General features: G+C 69.8%; 20 protein-coding genes. 11 read left to right on the forward strand and 9 right to left on the reverse strand.

From position 1 onward, the window contains the following. The first annotated feature begins 1 nt into the window (after position 1). From IEY81_RS15020 to IEY81_RS15055, 8 genes are all read left to right on the forward strand, one after another. Positions 2-1423, forward strand: a complete 1422-nt coding sequence (locus tag IEY81_RS15020; protein WP_189119289.1) for a complex I subunit 4 family protein — start codon at positions 2-4, stop codon at positions 1421-1423. Between the two features lie 4 nt (positions 1424-1427). Continuing rightward, positions 1428-2969: an NADH-quinone oxidoreductase subunit NuoN gene (nuoN, locus tag IEY81_RS15025; protein ID WP_189119290.1), complete on the forward strand. Its 1542-nt coding sequence runs from the start codon at positions 1428-1430 to the stop codon at positions 2967-2969. After that, positions 2966-3985, forward strand: coding sequence for a polyprenyl synthetase family protein (locus tag IEY81_RS15030; RefSeq protein WP_229787889.1), 1020 nt, complete (start codon positions 2966-2968; stop codon positions 3983-3985). The genes nuoN and IEY81_RS15030 overlap by 4 nt, the downstream gene beginning before the upstream one ends. A 142-nt stretch (positions 3986-4127) precedes the next feature. Continuing rightward, positions 4128-5045, forward strand: a complete 918-nt coding sequence (rarD, locus tag IEY81_RS15035) for an EamA family transporter RarD (protein ID WP_189119291.1) — start codon at positions 4128-4130, stop codon at positions 5043-5045. Between the two features lie 253 nt (positions 5046-5298). Continuing rightward, positions 5299-6372, forward strand: coding sequence for a sulfate ABC transporter substrate-binding protein (locus tag IEY81_RS15040; RefSeq protein ID WP_189119292.1), 1074 nt, complete (start codon positions 5299-5301; stop codon positions 6370-6372). Positions 6373-6379: 7 nt separating this feature from the next. Next, positions 6380-7231, forward strand: coding sequence for a sulfate ABC transporter permease subunit CysT (cysT, locus tag IEY81_RS15045; RefSeq protein WP_189119293.1), 852 nt, complete (start codon positions 6380-6382; stop codon positions 7229-7231). Further along, positions 7224-8066 carry a sulfate ABC transporter permease gene (locus IEY81_RS15050; RefSeq protein ID WP_189119294.1) on the forward strand — a complete coding sequence of 281 codons (843 nt, stop codon included), beginning with the start codon at positions 7224-7226 and terminating at the stop codon, positions 8064-8066. The genes cysT and IEY81_RS15050 overlap by 8 nt, the downstream gene beginning before the upstream one ends. Positions 8067-8079: 13 nt before the next feature. Continuing rightward, positions 8080-9057, forward strand: coding sequence for a sulfate/molybdate ABC transporter ATP-binding protein (locus tag IEY81_RS15055; RefSeq protein WP_189119295.1), 978 nt, complete (start codon positions 8080-8082; stop codon positions 9055-9057). Between the two features lie 115 nt (positions 9058-9172). On the opposite strand, the gene IEY81_RS15060 is transcribed toward IEY81_RS15055, so the two are convergent. Next, positions 9173-9631 carry an RrF2 family transcriptional regulator gene (locus tag IEY81_RS15060; protein WP_189119296.1) on the reverse strand — a complete coding sequence of 153 codons (459 nt, stop codon included), beginning with the start codon at positions 9629-9631 and terminating at the stop codon, positions 9173-9175. 330 nt (positions 9632-9961) lie between these two features. Here IEY81_RS15060 and IEY81_RS15065 point away from each other — a divergent pair, with 330 nt between their 5' ends. The 3 genes from IEY81_RS15065 to IEY81_RS15075 all read left to right on the forward strand — a co-directional run bounded on the left by IEY81_RS15065 (position 9962) and on the right by IEY81_RS15075 (position 12723). Continuing rightward, on the forward strand, positions 9962-10867 hold the full coding sequence (locus tag IEY81_RS15065; protein WP_189119297.1) for a DUF6907 domain-containing protein: 906 nt from the start codon (positions 9962-9964) through the stop codon (positions 10865-10867). 559 nt (positions 10868-11426) lie between these two features. Then, on the forward strand, positions 11427-11756 hold the full coding sequence (cutA, locus tag IEY81_RS15070) for a divalent-cation tolerance protein CutA (RefSeq protein ID WP_189119298.1): 330 nt from the start codon (positions 11427-11429) through the stop codon (positions 11754-11756). After that, positions 11743-12723 carry a helix-turn-helix domain-containing protein gene (locus IEY81_RS15075; RefSeq protein ID WP_189119299.1) on the forward strand — a complete coding sequence of 327 codons (981 nt, stop codon included), beginning with the start codon at positions 11743-11745 and terminating at the stop codon, positions 12721-12723. Before cutA ends, IEY81_RS15075 begins: the two co-directional genes overlap by 14 nt. A 10-nt stretch (positions 12724-12733) precedes the next feature. Here the strand turns inward: IEY81_RS15075 and IEY81_RS15080 are convergent, their stop codons facing one another. The 8 genes from IEY81_RS15080 to IEY81_RS24235 all read right to left on the reverse strand — a co-directional run. Next, entirely contained in the window at positions 12734-12880 is a 147-nt protein-coding gene (locus IEY81_RS15080) for a hypothetical protein (protein ID WP_189119300.1), read from the reverse strand. 220 nt (positions 12881-13100) lie between these two features. Further along, a complete protein-coding gene (locus IEY81_RS15085) occupies positions 13101-13508 on the reverse strand; it encodes a capsid cement protein (RefSeq protein ID WP_189119301.1) in 408 nt (135 codons plus the stop codon). A 3-nt stretch (positions 13509-13511) separates the two neighbouring features. Next, the gene (locus tag IEY81_RS15090) at positions 13512-14303 is read right to left on the reverse strand and encodes a hypothetical protein (protein WP_189119302.1); all 792 of its coding nucleotides are present in this window, start codon (positions 14301-14303) and stop codon (positions 13512-13514) included. Then, on the reverse strand, positions 14300-14629 hold the full coding sequence (locus IEY81_RS15095) for a hypothetical protein (protein ID WP_189119303.1): 330 nt from the start codon (positions 14627-14629) through the stop codon (positions 14300-14302). The genes IEY81_RS15090 and IEY81_RS15095 overlap by 4 nt, the downstream gene beginning before the upstream one ends. Further along, entirely contained in the window at positions 14626-14994 is a 369-nt protein-coding gene (locus IEY81_RS24620; protein ID WP_189119304.1) for a helix-turn-helix domain-containing protein, read from the reverse strand. The genes IEY81_RS15095 and IEY81_RS24620 overlap by 4 nt, the downstream gene beginning before the upstream one ends. Further along, complete coding sequence (locus tag IEY81_RS15105) at positions 14994-15251, reverse strand: hypothetical protein (protein ID WP_189119305.1); 258 nt, start codon at positions 15249-15251, stop codon at positions 14994-14996. The genes IEY81_RS24620 and IEY81_RS15105 overlap by 1 nt, the downstream gene beginning before the upstream one ends. A gap of 256 nt (positions 15252-15507) precedes the next feature. Beyond that, on the reverse strand, positions 15508-15648 hold the full coding sequence (locus IEY81_RS15110; protein WP_189119306.1) for a hypothetical protein: 141 nt from the start codon (positions 15646-15648) through the stop codon (positions 15508-15510). After that, positions 15648-16164 (reverse strand): hypothetical protein (locus tag IEY81_RS24235; RefSeq protein ID WP_229787890.1); only part of this gene is annotated, 517 nt, incomplete at its 5' end. The genes IEY81_RS15110 and IEY81_RS24235, both read right to left, overlap by 1 nt.

Here is a 16164-nt window from a genome sequence, read left to right on the forward strand (position 1 = left end):
CTTGTTGACACTCCTCTTCCTCATCCCGTTCGCGGGCGCGCTGATCACCGCGGTGATGCCCGCGCGGCCCAAGCTGTGGGCCTTCGGGTTCGCGATCGCGACCCTGGTCGCGGGCCTGGTGACGATGTTCACCGCCCCCGACACCAACCTCATCTGGATGGAGCCCCTCGGGGTCCACTGGGCGCTGGAGATGGACGGCTTCGGCAAGCTGATGGTGATGCTCACCGTCGTCCTGGTGCCGCTGGTGATGGTCGCCGCGGTCAAGGACCACGACAAGCGGTGGTACGCCTGGGCGCTGGCCCTGGAGGCCTTCGCGCTGCTCACCTTCCTGGCCGCCGACCTGTTCGTCTTCTACATCGCCTTCGAGGCGACGCTGATCCCGGCGTACTTCATGATCGGCCAGCACGGCGGGCCCAACCGGGCGAAGGCGGCGCTGAAGTTCCTGATGTTCCAGCTCGGCGGCGGCCTGGTGCTGCTCGGTGCGCTGATCGGGTTCTTCGTGGTCTCCTCGGAGGCCGGCAGCCCGTCCTACCTGATCAGTGACCTCGCCCAGCTCGACATCGGCACCACCGCGCAGCGCTGGATCTTCGTGGCGATGTTCATCGCGTTCGCGGTCAAGGCGCCGCTGTTCCCGGTGCACACCTGGCTGGCCGACACGACCGAGCAGGCGACGACGCCGACCTCGGTGCTGCTGGTGTGCGTCCTCGACAAGATCGGCACCTTCGGGATGATCCGGCTCTGCCTCGGGCTGGTGCCGGAGGCCTCCGCGTGGGCGACGCCGGTCGTGATCGTGCTGGCGCTGATCTCGATCGTCTACGGCGCGGTCCTCGCGATCGGCCAGGACGACCTGCTCCGCCTGATCGGTCTGACCTCGCTCTCCCACTTCGGCCTGATCACGCTCGGCATCTTCGCGGCCACCCGCGAGGGCCTGGTCGGCTCGATCCTCTACATGGTCAACCACGGTGTCGCGACCGCGGCGATGTTCCTGCTCGCCGGGTTCCTGATCACCCGCAAGGGCACCGCCTCGATCTCCTCGATGCGCGGCCTGGAGAAGGCGACACCGGTCCTGGCCGGCACGTTCCTCGTCGCCGGGCTGGCCACCGCCGGCCTGCCGGGGCTCTCCCAGTTCGTCTCCGAGATCATGGTGCTGATCAGCGCCTTCGACTACCACTGGCTGGTCGGTGTCATCGCGGTGACCGCGATCGTGCTGGCCGCGATCTACGTGCTGTGGGCCTACCAGCGCATCTTCACCGGCCCCACGGAGCAACCCCGGCCGGTCACCGACCTCAACCGGCGTGAGCTCGGCGTGGTCGTCCCGCTGCTGGCCGCGCTCCTCTTCTTCGGCTTCGTCCCCGGCCCGCTGATCTCGGCGGCCCAACCGGTCGTGGCCCCTCTAGTCGACGTCATCCAGGCAGGTGAGTGAGGCGATGTTCGAGTCTCCCGGAATTTCGTACGCCACCCTCTGGCCCGTCCTGCTGGTGCTGGGTGTGGCCTGCGCCGGTGTGATGGTCGAGGCGTTCGCGCCGCGCGCCGCACGGTTCAACGCGCAGGTGGGGCTGGCCGTGGTCGGTCTGGCCGCCGCGCTGGCCGGCACGGTCGCCATCGGTTCGGGGGCCAGCCTGGGCGCCTCGACCGGTGAGGGTGCGCTCATCGTCGACGGTCCCGGCGTCTTCTCCCAGGGTCTGGTGCTGCTGGTCTCGCTCGGTGGCGTGGCGCTCTTCGCCGAGCGCCGACTCGACAACGGCGTCAGCGTCTTCGCAGGTCAGGCAGCCGCTCTGCCCGGCACACCCGCCGAGCGCACCGCCTCCCAGCGCGGGCTCGAGCACACCGAGGTCTACCCGCTGATGATGTTCGCGGTCGGCGGGATGATGCTCTTCTGCATCTCCGGCGACCTGCTGATGCTCTTCGTCGCCCTCGAGGTGCTCTCGCTGCCGCTCTACCTGCTGACCGGCCTCGCCCGCCGCCGGCGGCTGCTCTCCCAGGAGGCGGCGCTGAAGTACTTCCTGCTCGGCGCCTTCTCCTCCGGCTTCTTCCTCTACGGCCTCGCGCTGGTCTACGGTTTCGCCGGCTCGATGTCGCTGGCCGAGATCGGCGCAGTGGCGGAGGAGGGCTCCAGCCCGCTGCTGCTGCTCGGCATCGGCCTGATGGCGGTCGGTCTGCTCTTCAAGACCGGTGCGGTCCCGTTCCACTCCTGGACCCCCGACGTCTACCAGGGCGCCCCGACGCCGGTCACCGCCTGGATGAGCGCGGCCACCAAGATCGCCGCGTTCGCCGCGATGCTCCGGCTCTTCTACGTCGCCTTCGGTGCCGAGGGCGACATCTGGCGACCGGCCATCGGCGTCGTGGCGGTGCTGACGATGCTGCTCGGCGCCTCGTTCGCGATCGTCCAGTCCGACGTGAAGCGCATGCTCGGCTACTCCGCGGTCGCCCACACCGGCTTCCTGCTCACCGGCCTCCTCGGCGTGCAGGACGACGCCTTCGGCTCCACCCAGGCGGTGCTCTTCTACCTGACCGCCTACGGCTTCGCCACGCTCGGCGCCTTCGCGATCGTCTCCCTGGTCCGTGGCCCCAACGGCGAGGTCGGCTCGCTCGACCGCTGGGCCGGGCTGGGACGTACCAACCCGTGGGTCGCGGCGACCTTCGCCGTCTTCCTGCTCTCGATGGCCGGGCTGCCGCTGACCGCCGGCTTCATCGGCAAGTGGGGCGTCTTCGCGGCCGCGCTCGGCGCCGGACAGTGGCCGGTCGTCGGGATCGCGATCGTCTCCAGCATCATCGCCGTCTTCTTCTACGTACGCGTGATCATGCTGATGTTCTTCAACGACGCGCGCGAGGACGCGGCCACGGTCGCGACGCCTTCCTACGCCACCTCCGGCGTGATCGCACTGAGCGCTGTCGCCACCGTCGCGTTGGGTGTAATTCCGGGCCCTGTGCTCAGCCTGTTGGTGGATGCGGGAGGATTCATCGGGTGAGCACCAGCGCACCCACCGACCGAGTCCCCGACCTCGCCCTCCCGATCACCGATCCCGAGCTCGAGCAGCGGCTGCGTGCTCGGATGGCGGTCGTGGAGGAGAAGCTCGCCGGCTACACGCGGAGCCGGTCGCCCTTCGTCACCGAAGCGGCGACCCATCTGCTGGAGGCCGGCGGCAAGCGGTTCCGGCCGTTGCTGGTGCTGCTCGCCGCCGAGTGCGGCCCGGAGGCGCTCTCCGACGAGGTCGTCACCGCGGCCTGCGTCGTCGAGCTGACCCACCTGGCCTCGCTCTACCACGACGACGTCATGGACGAGGCGCTCGTACGCCGCGGTGAGGACTCGGCCAACGCCCGCTTCGACAACCACGTGGCGATCCTCACCGGCGACTTCCTCTTCGCCCGCTCCTCCGAGCTGACCGCCCAGCTGGGCCCGGAGGCCGTACGCATCCAGGCAGCCACCTTCGCCAAGCTCGTCGAGGGGCAGATCCTCGAGGGCGTCGAGCCGGCCGAGGGTGTCGACCCGGTCGATCACCACCTCGAGGTGCTGGCCGGCAAGACCGGTGTCCTGATCGCCACCTCGGCGCTCTACGGCGCGCTCTTCTCCGGTGCCGACAAGGAGATCCAGGACGCCCTGCTCGCCTACGGCGACATCGTCGGCGTCGCCTTCCAGCTCTCCGACGACATCCTCGACATCGCCTCCGACTCCGAGGAGTCCGGCAAGACCCCCGGCACCGACCTGCGAGAAGGCGTCCCCACGCTGCCGGTCCTGCTGGCCCGCCGCTCCACCGCCGCCGGCGACGCCCGCCTCCTCGAGCTGCTCGACAGCGACCTCACCGACGACGACGCGCTCGCCGAGGCCGTCGCCCTGCTCCGCGCCCACCCGGCGCTCGCCGAGGCGCGGTCCTACGTCCAGGAGCGCGCCGAGGAGGCCAAGGCCGCCCTCGCCCCGCTGCCCGAGGGCCCCGTCCGCACCGCCCTCGAGGCCTTCGCCGACATCGTCGCCGTCCGCTCCTCCTGACGATCCTCCCCGCTGGTCTCCACCCGCCTCCGCCTAGCGGCTCCGGCGGCTCGACCAGCGGGACAGACGGTCCGACCGGCACGACGATTTCACGTGGTGACCCTGGGTAAAGACCGGATACCGGGAGCGGTAGCGTGAGGCTGTGAGCGAGCAGAAGCGTGGTGTGTTCTTCGGAGCTGCTGCTTACATCATGTGGGGCGCGTTCCCGCTCTACTTCCCGCTGCTGGAGCCCGCCGGCGCCTGGGAGATCCTGGGCCACCGGATCCTGTGGTCGCTCGTCGTCGCCGGCGCGCTCGTGGTCATCGTGGGGCGCCGCGCCCAGGTGGCGGCGATCCTGCGCGACCGGCGCAAGCTGCTCCTGCTGGCCGCCGCAGCCGCGGTGATCTCGATCAACTGGGTGACCTACATCTGGGGCGTCAACAACGGCCGGATCGTGGAGACCAGCCTCGGCTACTTCACCAACCCGCTGGTGACGATGCTGATGGGCGTACTCATCCTGCGCGAGAAGATGCGCAAGCTGCAGTGGGTCGCGCTCGGGATCGCGTTCGTGGCGGTCGTCGTGCTCACCCTCGACTACGGCCGGCTGCCGTGGGTCGCGCTTCTGCTGGCCTTCTCGTTCGGCACCTACGGGCTGCTGAAGAAGAGCGCCGGGGTCGGCCCGTTCGAGTCACTGGCCGTCGAGACCGCCGTGACGGCGCCGTTCGCGCTCGCCCTGATCGTCGCTCTCCAGGTCGCCGGCCACGGCACGTTGGTCGGCAACGGCGCCCTCCACGTACTCCTGATGATCAGCCTCGGCGTCGCCACCGTCGTACCCCTGGCCTGCTTCGGTGCCGCCGCCATCCGGGTGCCGATGGTGACCATCGGGCTGCTCCAGTATCTCGCGCCCATCCTGCAGTTCGCCGTCGGCGTCTTCATCGCCCACGAGGCGATGCCTCCCGGCCGCTGGGCCGGCTTCGCGATCGTCTGGGTCGCCCTCGTCATCTTCAGCGCCGAGGCCGTCCACCACCGCCGCAAGGTCCTGCGCGAGCTCGTCGCCCCTGCGGCGACACCCACTGCCTGACCCCAGCCGAGCCGTCACGTACGTCGGCCGAGCCGTCACGTACGTCGCCCGAGCCGTCACGTACGTCGCCCGAGCCGTCACCCGGCTGCCATCTCGGCCGACGCAGCTGACGCCTCGACCGATTTCACCGTCCACGAAGCGGACCGATGGTGTGTTTTCACATTCACTCGACTAACTCGAGTATTGTCCTCGACATTCGAGATTCGATGGACCTTGGCTCGGCAGGGCAGATCACGGCAGAAGTGAGGAACAGATGAGGAAGTTCAAGGCCGCGGCAGCGCTCGCCGCTGCCGGGATGCTGGCGCTGACCGCGTGCGGTGGTTCCGGATCCGGCGACGCGGAGTCGATCTCCATCGTGGGCTTCGCCGTCCCCGAGACGGCCAACAAGGCGATCGCCAAGGAGTTCACCAAGACCCCCGAGGGCGAGGGTGTCACCTTCCAGACCTCCTACGGCGCCTCGGGCGACCAGAGCCGTGCGGTCGAGTCGGGGCTGAAGGCCGACTACGTGCACCTCTCGGTCGGCACCGACGTACAGCGCCTGGAGAAGGCCGGCCTGGTCGACGCCTCCTGGGACGACAGTGACAACAAGGGCATCGTGTCCAGCTCGATCGTCGTGCTCGGTGTCCGGGAGGGCAACCCGAAGAACATCCAGAGCTGGGAGGACCTGATCAAGCCGGGCGTGGGCGTGGTCACCGCCAACCCGGCCTCCTCCGGCGCCGCCCGCTGGAACGCGCTCGCCGCCTGGGGCTCCGTTGTGAAGAACGGTGGCACCGAGGACGAGGGCAAGGCGTACCTCGACAAGCTCTTCAAGAACGTGGTCACCCTGACCAACTCCGGTCGCGACGCCACCACCGCGTTCCTGGGCGGCACCGGTGACGTACTGCTCGCCTACGAGAACGAGGCCATCCTCGCGGCTCAGCAGGGCGAGGGCTTCGACTACATCGTCCCGGAGTCCACGGTGCTGATCGAGAACCCCGGCGCGATCCTGAAGGACGCCTCCAAGCCGTCGCAGGACTGGCTCGACTTCGTGCTCGACCCGAAGGGTGGCCAGAAGCAGTTCGCGCTGACCGGCTTCCGCCCCGTCAACACCGCCGAGCCCGGCGTCGTCGACTGGGACGCGATCGGTCAGAAGCCCGAGGACATCAAGGGTGCCAAGGACCCGGCCGACCCGTTCCCCGAGCCGAAGAAGCTGCTCACGCTGGAGAACGACTTCGGCGGCCGCGACTGGTCGGGCGTCAAGGAGAAGCTCTTCGGCACCGGCGAGGACGGTGAGCCGGTCGGCATCGTGACCGACTCCATCGCCAAGTCCGGCAAGGCATCGCAGTAGTCCGGTCATGACCACCACCATCCCTACGGTCGGTCCGGCTGGACCTGCTCGATCACCACGCAGCCGGCCCGCCAACACTCTGACACGAACCAGCGGCATCGGCCTCGGCGTCACGATGCTCTGGTTCAGCCTGCTCGTCCTCATCCCGCTGGTCGCGGTGATCATCACCGCGTCCAGCGGGGGCTGGTCCGCCTTCGCCAACCAGCTCCAGAACGAGCAGACCGCCGCGGCGATCTGGCTGACCATCCGCGCCGCCCTCGTCGTCACCCTGATCAACGTCGTCATCGGCACCGTCATCGCTTGGGTGTTGGTGCGCGACAAGTTCTGGGGCAAGGGGCTGCTCGAGGTGATCATCGACATCCCGTTCGCCCTGCCGACGATCGTCGCCGGCCTGGTGCTGCTCTCGCTCTACGGCGCCGAGTCACCGCTCGGCCTGCACTGGGCGAACACCTCGAGATCGGTCTACCTCGCCCTCGCTTTCGTGACGCTGCCCTTCGTCGTACGCATGGTGCAGCCGGTCCTCGAGGAGCTGGACGCCGACGTGGAGGAGGCCGCGGCCTCGCTGGGCGCCTCCCGGTTCACCACGTTCCGGCGGATCATCCTGCCCTCGCTGACCCCGGCGATCGCGGCCGGCGCGGCGCTCTCCTTCGCGCGCGGGATGGGGGAGTACGGCTCCCTGGTCCTGCTCTCCGGCAACCTGCCGTTCGAGTCCGAGGTCGCCTCGGTGCGGATCCTGTCCGCGATCGAGAACGACAACCCGGAGGGCGCGGCGGCGATCGCGGCGATGCTGCTGATGGTCTCGCTGCTCGTCATCGTCGTCCTCGACCTGCTCCAGAGGAGGATGGTCCGCCGTGGCTGAGACCCGACGCTCTCCCCGCACCCCGCTGACGTACGTCCTTCGCATCATCGTCATCGCCTACCTCGGTCTCCTGGTGGCCTGGCCGGTCTTCCTGGTCGGCTGGAACGCCTTCCACGTGCCCGATGTCGGGTTCACGACTCAGGCGTTCGGCGAGATCTTCAGCGACCCGCAGATGATGCACGCGATCCAGCTGACCTGCATCGCAGCGGTGGTCGCGACGCTGATCAACCTGGTCTTCGGAGTCTCGATCTCGATGCTGCTGGTGCGCACCGAGTTCCCCGGCAAGCGCATCCTCAGTGCGATGATCGACCTGCCGCTCTCGGTCTCGCCGATCGTCGTCGGCCTGGCGCTCGTGCTGGTCTACGGCGGCCGCGAGGGCTGGCTCGGTCCGGCGCTCGAGTCGGTCGGGATCCAGGTCATCTTCGCGACTCCCGGGATCATCCTGGCGACCGCGTTCGTGTCGCTGCCGCTGGTCATCCGCGAGGTCATCCCGGTGCTCGAGGAGATCGGCACCGAGCAGGAGCAGGCCGCCGCATCACTCGGCGCCAGCACCTGGCAGACCTTCTGGCGGATCACGCTGCCGGGCATCAAGTGGGCCGTCATCTACGGCGTCGTCCTCACCCTGGCCCGGTCGCTGGGCGAGTTCGGCGCGGTCAAGGTCGTCTCGGGCAACGTGCTCGGCCAGACCCGCACGGCGACGCTCGCGGTCGAGGAGAAGTACCTCAACTTCGACCAGCAGGGCGCGTACGCCGTCGCCTTCCTCCTCGCCAGCGTCTCGGTCATCTGCATCCTCGTCGTCTTCGTGCTGCGCGCCCGCGGTGCGCGCGTGCGGTGAAAGGGCACATCCCATGAGCATCGAAGTAAGTGGTGTCAACAAGCGGTACGGCGACTTCGTCGCGCTGGAGGACATCAACCTGACCATCCCCACCGGGCAGCTGACTGCCCTGCTCGGTCCCTCCGGCGGCGGCAAGACCACGCTGCTGCGCGTCATCGCCGGCCTCGAGACCCCCGACACCGGCACCATCAGCATCGAGGGCGTCGAGGCGACCGCGTTGCCGGTGCAGAAGCGCAACGTCGGCTTCGTCTTCCAGCACTACGCGGCGTTCAAGCACCTCACGGTCGCCAAGAACGTCGCCTTCGGCCTGGAGATCCGCAAGAAGCCGCGTGCCGAGATCGCCGCGAAGGTGGAGGAGCTGCTCGAGCTCGTGCACCTCTCCCAGTTCGCCGACCGACTGCCCTCACAGCTCTCCGGCGGCCAGCGGCAGCGGATGGCGCTCGCGCGGGCGCTGGCGATCGAACCGTCGGTGCTGCTGCTCGACGAGCCGTTCGGCGCGCTCGACGCGAAGGTGCGCAAGGAGCTGCGCGACTGGCTGCGACGCCTCCACGACGAGGTGCACGTGACCACCGTCTTCGTGACCCACGACCAGGAGGAGGCCCTCGAGGTCGCCGACGAGATCGTGGTCGTCAACCAGGGTGGCATCGAGCAGATCGGCACCCCCGAGCAGCTCTACGACGAGCCGGCCAACGACTTCGTGATGTCGTTCCTGGGCGACGTGACGACTCTGGGCGGCTCACTGATCCGGCCCCACGACGTCGAGGTCACCACCTCCCCGCTCTCCGAGCACTCCCTCGAGGGCACCGTCTCCCGCGTCCTGCGGATCGGTTTCGAGGTGCGCCTCACGGTCCTCACCGACGACGGCGAGGTCGTGACCGCCGAGCTGACGCGTACGCATGCTCGGGCTCTCCAGCTCGAGGAGGGCGCCAACGTTTTCGTCACGCCGTCGCCTGGGGCTTACATGATGCCGGCGCCTTCGCTGGCGGGGTAGGGGGGTGTGGGATACCCGGTCGACCGGGTATCCCTGGACTGGACGGGCACTGAAACACCCGTCCAGTCCATGAAGTGCCCGTCCAGTACGCGGCCGGGTCTCACTCCGTGGACACTCAGTGAGGCAGCCAGGCCTCGTCGCGCGCGGTGCGGGTGGTGACCTCGTCGGGCAGCTCGCGGGAGGCGAGGGCGGCGATGGAGACCTTCTCGAAGACCTCGCGCAGCGAGTCGCGCGCGGCGATCCAGACGTGCTGGAGGACGTCGGCGCGCTCGTTGTAGGTGACGCCCTCGGGACGCAGCCCGTAGACGGAGACGAGCGGGCCGTCGACGGCACGGATCACGTCGGCGACGGACACGTCGGTCGCCTTGCGCGCCAGTCGCCAACCGCCCGACTGCCCGCGCTGCGAGATGACGACACCGGCCTTGCGGAGGTCGGCGAGGATCGCCTGCAGGAACCCGTGGGGGATCTCCTGGGCGCGGCCGAGCTCCTCGGCACTGACAGCTTTTCCGTCCTCGCGCGCGGCCATCTCGATGAGGGCGCGGAGGGCGTAGTCGGACTTGGCAGATACTCGCACGGCGCCATTCTTGCAGATGAATGCAGAATTTCGCTCAATCTAGTGGTCAAGTCCACTTTCATCGCCGAGCGCGCCGCGCGGGTGTCGACGGGCCACGGTCAGCGGTAGTTGATGAAGCGCTCCCCGCTTGATTGCTATTGACGGACGTTGACTGGAAACAACGTCTGACCTGCGGTGACATGCTGGCAGTTTATTGACGTCGATTGACGTCGTGCGGACTGCCTGCGGACCGGCCCACCCCCGGGCTGACATCACCCAATAGGTCGGCTCCCGGCAGGCGTTGCACCGCTCGCCGAGAGCCTCGGAACCGTCCCTCAGGAGGACAGAACCGTGAACGCATCATCCCAGAGCAACACCACCACGACGACCCCCGAGGTCGCCCCTGCCCGGCCGGAGGCCGGCGACAACACCCCCAGCACCAGCGCGCCGAAGGCCTGCCCCGCTTGCGGGAGCGCCGAGGCCTGGCACGGTGTCATCACCGAGCCCGGCGAGGGCGATCGGCACGCCTGCGACGCGTGCGGCACCGTACGTACCGTCCGGATCCTCGAGTCGGAGCCCGTCGAGGCTGTCCACCTTCACCTCAGCCCCCGCCCGGTCGCGGAGAGCGTCGAGGGCGCCTGGCCGTCGGTCCCGTGCCCGAGCTGGTGCACCAACGACCACGCCGAGGACGTCGACTGGACCGTCACGGACCCGGGGGACGTCTTCGAGCACCTCGGGGCGGAGCTGGCGCGGCTGCCCCTGGCCGGGGAGACGCGGGTCTCAGTCCGGGCGTCTCACGCGTTCACCCGTGCCGGTGCCGAGCACGGTCGCACGGTCGCTGTCGAGTGCGGCCGTGACCTCACGATCGAGGAGGCGCGGCACTTCGCCGAGGCGGTCCTCCAGGCCGTCGCGATGGTCGAGCCGGCGGCCGGCGGGGCGGGCATGAGCCACGATGAGCCGGTCCAGGTCGAGGAGGCCGGCGAGGTCGACCTGTCCTTCGGGGCCATCCTGCCGCCGGAGCTCGACAGCAAGGTCTCCGGCGAGGACCAGGACCGCGACAACGACTTCATCGAGTCTGTCCTCGAGCGGCACCGTGCCGCAGCCGAGACGCTCACCGAGCGCGAGTGGGCAGCCCTGGGGCGCCGCATGTTCCGCGCCCAGCTCGACGACACCGGCGTGCCCATCACGACGAGCGAGCACCTCGCCGACCTGTCCGGCATCTCGGTGCGGCGTCTGTGGCTCGGGGAGGAGTCGTGACCGGCGACGAGCCCATCCACGGGCACGTCTTCAAGACCGAGCCCTATCGACGGCTGCTCGTGCGGCGGTGGCGCTGGCGGTGCAGCTGCGGCGCGACCGAGGGAGGCCACCTCACGAGGACGTCAGCGACCTACGCGGGCGACAACCACACGCTCGGGCGCTGACCGAGCGGCCCGATCAGAATGCAACGCCCCGCCTCCGGGGAGGGATGGAGGCGGGGCGTTGTGTCATTTTCGCAGGTCTCGGGCTGGATTCTGGTTGGCTGACCAGGCCGCAGCCGTGGCACCGCGCGCGCGACGCTCCTCCGGGGAGAGCTTGAGACAGGGCGGGTGACGGTCCGCCGGGCCCCATCGCAGCCCGCAGGCCTCGCAGTTACTGGCATCCATCTGGTGTCCCGTCACTTCGTTGGTCTGGCTCCCGGGACGCTGCTGGCTCAGGTTGACTTGGGTAAACCGTTGCTGGGCAACGCCCCGGGGTGACTCCAGACCATCACCAGCAGGCGGCACAGCGGCAGGGGTTCGCTGTCCGGAGTTGTCGAAAACCCTCTAGGCTTCCCGGCATGACTTCGGACTACGTGACCGTGACCGTGACGTTCGATGACGAGAAGGCAGCGGAGGAGACCGCCGCCACGATCGTCCGGGAACGTCTCGCCGCGTGCGGGCAGGTCGAGAGCCCGATCAAGTCGTTCTACTGGTGGGAGGGCGAGGTCCAGAACGATGCCGAGTGGCGCGTCGACTTCAAGACCAGGGCCGACCTGCTCGACAAGCTCACGGCCCGGGTGGTCGAGCTCCACTCGTACGACGTCCCGCAGGTCACCGCGGCGCCGATCGTCGGCGGACTGCCCGCGTACATGGACTGGATCCGGGACGAGACGAGTGCGGCTAGTTGACCCGACCTTCGGCGCGCGTCTGCGGGAGCTCCGGCAGGCGCGTGAGCTGAGCCTGCGCGAGCTCTCCGCCCTGGCGTACGTCAGCAAGTCGCAGATCTCCGAGTGGGAGACCGGCAGGCGCCGGCCGTCGCTCGACCTCGCCGAAGCGCTCGACCATGCCCTCGAGGCGAACGGCGAGCTGGCAGCCCTCGTCATCGAGCGCCCTGCCGACGATCTCGTATGTGCTGCGATCGCTGCCCCGCGGCAGATCGACGCCGGCCAGGTCGAGGCGCTCGCCGGGACCCTCGCATTCAGCCGGCGCCTGGACGATTCCCTCCCCGCTGCCACGCTGCTGCCCGCGGTCGAGGGCCAGCTGGAGACGATGCAGATCCTCGCGCGCGACGTACGCGGACCGGCCGCCCGGGAGCTGCGGCTCGTCGCGGCGCAGTACGGGCAGTTCGCCGGGTGGCTCAACTCCCAGGTGCGCAACGACAAGCGCGCCGAGCAGCTCCTGTCCACGGCAGCCCGTGACGCCCTCGAGCTGGACGCACCCGACCTCGCCAGCCAGACCCACGGTTTCCGGGGCGCGCTCGAGCGCAGGAAGGCCAGCCCGCGAGGGATCGCACGCTGGTTCATGGCTGCGTACGAGACGCCCGGGATCAGCAACCTGCACCGCGTAGATGCTGCCTACAAGGCGACACATGGTCTCGGCCTGCTCGGCGACCAGCGCGGCGCGGCGGACCTCCTCAACCAGGCCGACGACCTCACCACGGCGCTGCCTGACGACGCCACGTCGCCCGTGGCGTACTGGCTGAACCCGTCGTGGCTGCGGCTCTCAGGAGGCCTAGCGCACCTCGGCATGGGCAACCACCAGCGCGCGGCCGAGAGTCTGCGAGCGGGCCTGGATGCGATGCCCGATGGCTGGCAGGACGCCGAGTGGAGCTCGGAGTACGTCGAAGCGCTCGCCCTGGCCGAGGCCGGAGCATGACGCAGTTCCTCTACCCGGTGCCGCGTGCCTTCCCGGGCACACGGGCGACACGGTCGAGCTCCTCGCGAACGGCCGAGAGGTCGAGAACGGGGCGCTGATCGTCGCGGCGGAGGTCGCCCCAGACGGCAGGTCCGTGACCCTGACGCTGGACGTGCACGCCGGGACAGTCCTGGCCGGGGACATCCTCCAGATCATCACCCCGCCGACCGCTGAGGCTGCTGCACGTCCAGCTTGATGGGCCGCGCGGCCCTCGGCGCTGGCCCGGTCTCTGAGGGGCATGGAAAGAGCAACCCCCTCTCTCGGACCATCGATCCCGGCGGAGTCCCGCCACGTTCAGCGGGTGACGTTGACGCCGAGGGCTCGCGGCAGATCGTGGGTCAGCGGCGCCCGTGGACGCGCAGCTTGAGCGGAGCGCCGGCCGCGGTGGTGACCGCGACGCCGACGAGCGTGCCAGCCGCCGCGGCCGTGGCGACGGTGGCGGTCTTGACCAGGCCGCCGGTGTCGGTGACGACGCCGGCGCCGGCGGAGATCCCGGCGGAGGCCTCGAGCTCGTGCTCACACCCCTCGATAGGCCACACGTCGACGGCCTGCCCGGCGCCGGCGTCGGACCCAGCGACACCGACGACAGAGGCGGAGTCCGCGGGCGCGTGAGCGACGGTCCCGTCTCCGGAGACCGCGACCATGCGGCCCCCGACGACGGCGGCCGAAGTCGTGTAACGCAGCGGGAGGAGGCCAGAGGTCAGCGGGGTGTTCCCGACAGTTTGACGCGGGCGGTAGACGGTCATCGGTCAGTCCTCCTCGTTCCAGACGATCCCCTGCGGGGTGATGCCGTAGGTCTGCTGACGGGGCCGGCGGTCGGCCGGCTTCGGCTTCGGCTCGGGCGGATAGAGCTGGCGCATCAGCTCCTCGTCCTCGGGGTCGTCCTCGAGCGCGGCCGCGACCTGCGCCGTGTAGTTGCGGTGCTGGCGGAGCAGCTGCGAGCGCCGACGTTCCCGCTGCTCCGCCGCGGCCTCGGCCGCCGCCTGGCGGTCCCGGGCGGCAAGGAGATGCTCATCCTGGACGCTGTGCAGCTCCTGCAGCTCGTCCCGGGTGTAGTCACCGAACAGTGCGGCCTCCTCGGCGTCGAGCCGGGCCGTGGCGGAGAGCGTCGGCTCCATCTGGCGCAGTCCGCCGGACGAGGCGTCGTAGACCGGGTGAAGCGACTGCAGAGTCGCCCAGCTCCCGGCGATCGAGCCCGACGCCGCACGCTCGGCCTTGCACCGGTCGAGCCAGTACTGGGCACGCGCCGCACCGATCCGGCCTGTCGCGACGGCCCATTCGACCGCGCCCTCGTCCGAGGGGACCGGGAGGGCGGGCGCGGCGCTTGCCGGAGCCGGGGCGGGCTCCCCCCGTCCCGTCGCCCGTGCGACAGCGGCGGCACAGCGGCGCCCCCACTCCTCCTCGCCGTAGTGCTCGCGTGCCTCGTCGAGCGCCTCGAGCAACGCGTCGCCGAGGACCTGATCGGACACGGACGGGTCGACGCCGGCGAGCTGCGCCAGCGTCTCGCGATGCTCAGCGGAGAATCCCAGCTTCTTGGTCATGCGTTCACCTCAATCGTCTCGACGAAACCATCGGCGAGGAGCCGCGCGGCCGTGGCCGGGTCAACTTCCGGCGGCAGCAACGTGCCCTTGTGGAATCCGATGGTCAGGGAGCCCTGGCGGCCCACGATCCCGCCGGCCCCGAGGACCGGCGCGGTGATGTACTTCGCCGTGACGCGGTACCGCGCGCAGCCAGTGCAGCGGAACACGGCCCGCAGGCTCTCGGCCTGGCGCTCGCGAACGTGAACGGTCGCTGTGCAGTCGGGCGCGTTGCAGGTCACCGGGACCCGGGGCTCCTCGGCGATCGCGCTCTTGCTGCCGTACGTCATGACACCTTCCTCAGGTCCGCGGTCTCCTCAGACCAGTGGATGACCCACGATCGACCGACCCGAGTAGCAGGGAGCCGGCCAGCAGCGGCCCAACGCTCGACCGTCCTCGGACTCACGTTGAGCCGCCGCGCGACCACCTTCACCGGCAACGGGTCCATCAACCGGTGCTCACTCTCCGGCGTCCCGGCCGCCCCCGGCGAGTTCTGTCGCGTAGGCGACACAGCCGCCGCAGCGTGCAGCTCGTCGAGCGCCGCACGATCCACCTCAGGCAGCTCGCCACCACCGTTGCGACGATGCACACCGAGCGCGACGTCGTACGCCAACAGCGCGCGTTCCGCCGTCCGAGCGGAGATCCAGCCGCCCATCAGTCCCACCCCTCGCGGCGCAGCATCCCCGCCAGCAGCGCGGCGTTCACCTCGGCCGAGCGCTGCAACAGCTCGAGCGCGTCCCGGTCGACCTGGGCGACGTTCGCCGCGGCCGCCGGCAGGCGCGCGGGTAGCTCGCACTGCACCGCGGCTAGCCGCTGGCGACCGCACCGAGAGCAGGTCAACAGCGCCGCCGGCAGCAGGACGCCGGTCACCTCGAGATCGTGACCGCGAACCAGGCACACGAGGGCACTCATGCCGGCCTCCGGCCCTGGACACCGGCCACCGCTGCGCGCGTAGCGTGACACGTAGCGTAACGGTCACGGAACGTCACGCCAGGAGGCGCGGAATGGCGTCCCCGCAGGTCAGCAGCCCGATTCGGTAGCCCCCGAACCGTCACAGACGCCCGACGCTGCCGTCCCGGGACAAAGCGCCGGACCTCCGGGGAGAGAGACGCGGCGGCATAAGGCGCCCGCCCCTCTTGCGGAGTCTGGATTTTTTCCGTGTTCGGGATCATCGGCGCCCCTCGGTGGTGTGGCGGCGGCGCTGGTCGTGCATCCAGTGGAGCTCGTCGAGCAGCGCCCGGATCGCCGCGGGTGACCAGAGCTGATGTGCGTGCCGCGCTCGGCCGCGCGTGTAGCTCCTCCGTGGCATCAGCTCTCCTCCTCGGTCCCGGGCACGGCGTACGTGGCGCGCAGTGCGGCCTCGAGCTCGGGATCGTCGTCGACGTACAGCTCGACGAGCCGGGCGTGTGTGGCGCGGATCGTGTACGGCGGGTCATCGCCGTAGCTGCGACCAGTGACGCGTCCCCACAGAGCGACGCGGCCGAGGGCGACGGGCACCGTGCGGTCACGCTTGCCTGAGTTGGCGGCGAGCCGTTCGATCAGCTCCCATGACGCCATCGCTCGGATGCCACATCCGCAGCGGCGATCTGGCCCGGGGTGTGGCCCTCGGCCGCGGCAGTACCGTGTGGAGCTCGTGTTGTCGCCCGGCTTCCACGTCGCTGTGGGGTGATGGGTCGGCACTCCAGTCTTGGCGGTGAGGTAGGGCGCGACGAGTCGGTGGTTGAACACTGACCAGTAGCGCAACCCGTACAGCGGATCGTCGGCGGGTACGTCGATGCCGTCGCTCTGGTCGAGATCGTCGGGCCAAGCCTCGGCGTCCTCGAGG

It is taken from the genome of Nocardioides luteus (assembly GCF_014648595.1).
Taxonomy (GTDB): domain Bacteria; phylum Actinomycetota; class Actinomycetes; order Propionibacteriales; family Nocardioidaceae; genus Nocardioides; species Nocardioides luteus.

Excerpts from the sequence above, each read along its gene's own strand:
- nuoN (WP_189119290.1), top strand. The coding sequence starts at position 1,428 with ATGTTCGAGTCTCCCGGAATTTCGTACGCCACCCTCTGGCCCGTCCTG.
- IEY81_RS15040 (WP_189119292.1), top strand. The coding sequence starts at position 5,299 with ATGAGGAAGTTCAAGGCCGCGGCAGCGCTCGCCGCTGCCGGGATGCTG.
- cysT (WP_189119293.1), top strand. The coding sequence starts at position 6,380 with ATGACCACCACCATCCCTACGGTCGGTCCGGCTGGACCTGCTCGATCA.
- IEY81_RS15055 (WP_189119295.1), top strand. The coding sequence starts at position 8,080 with ATGAGCATCGAAGTAAGTGGTGTCAACAAGCGGTACGGCGACTTCGTC.
- cutA (WP_189119298.1), top strand. The coding sequence starts at position 11,427 with ATGACTTCGGACTACGTGACCGTGACCGTGACGTTCGATGACGAGAAG.
- IEY81_RS15085 (WP_189119301.1), bottom strand. The coding sequence starts at position 13,508 with ATGACCGTCTACCGCCCGCGTCAAACTGTCGGGAACACCCCGCTGACC.
- IEY81_RS15090 (WP_189119302.1), bottom strand. The coding sequence starts at position 14,303 with ATGACCAAGAAGCTGGGATTCTCCGCTGAGCATCGCGAGACGCTGGCG.
- IEY81_RS15095 (WP_189119303.1), bottom strand. The coding sequence starts at position 14,629 with ATGACGTACGGCAGCAAGAGCGCGATCGCCGAGGAGCCCCGGGTCCCG.
- IEY81_RS24620 (WP_189119304.1), bottom strand. The coding sequence starts at position 14,994 with ATGGGCGGCTGGATCTCCGCTCGGACGGCGGAACGCGCGCTGTTGGCG.
- IEY81_RS15105 (WP_189119305.1), bottom strand. The coding sequence starts at position 15,251 with ATGAGTGCCCTCGTGTGCCTGGTTCGCGGTCACGATCTCGAGGTGACC.
- IEY81_RS15110 (WP_189119306.1), bottom strand. The coding sequence starts at position 15,648 with ATGCCACGGAGGAGCTACACGCGCGGCCGAGCGCGGCACGCACATCAG.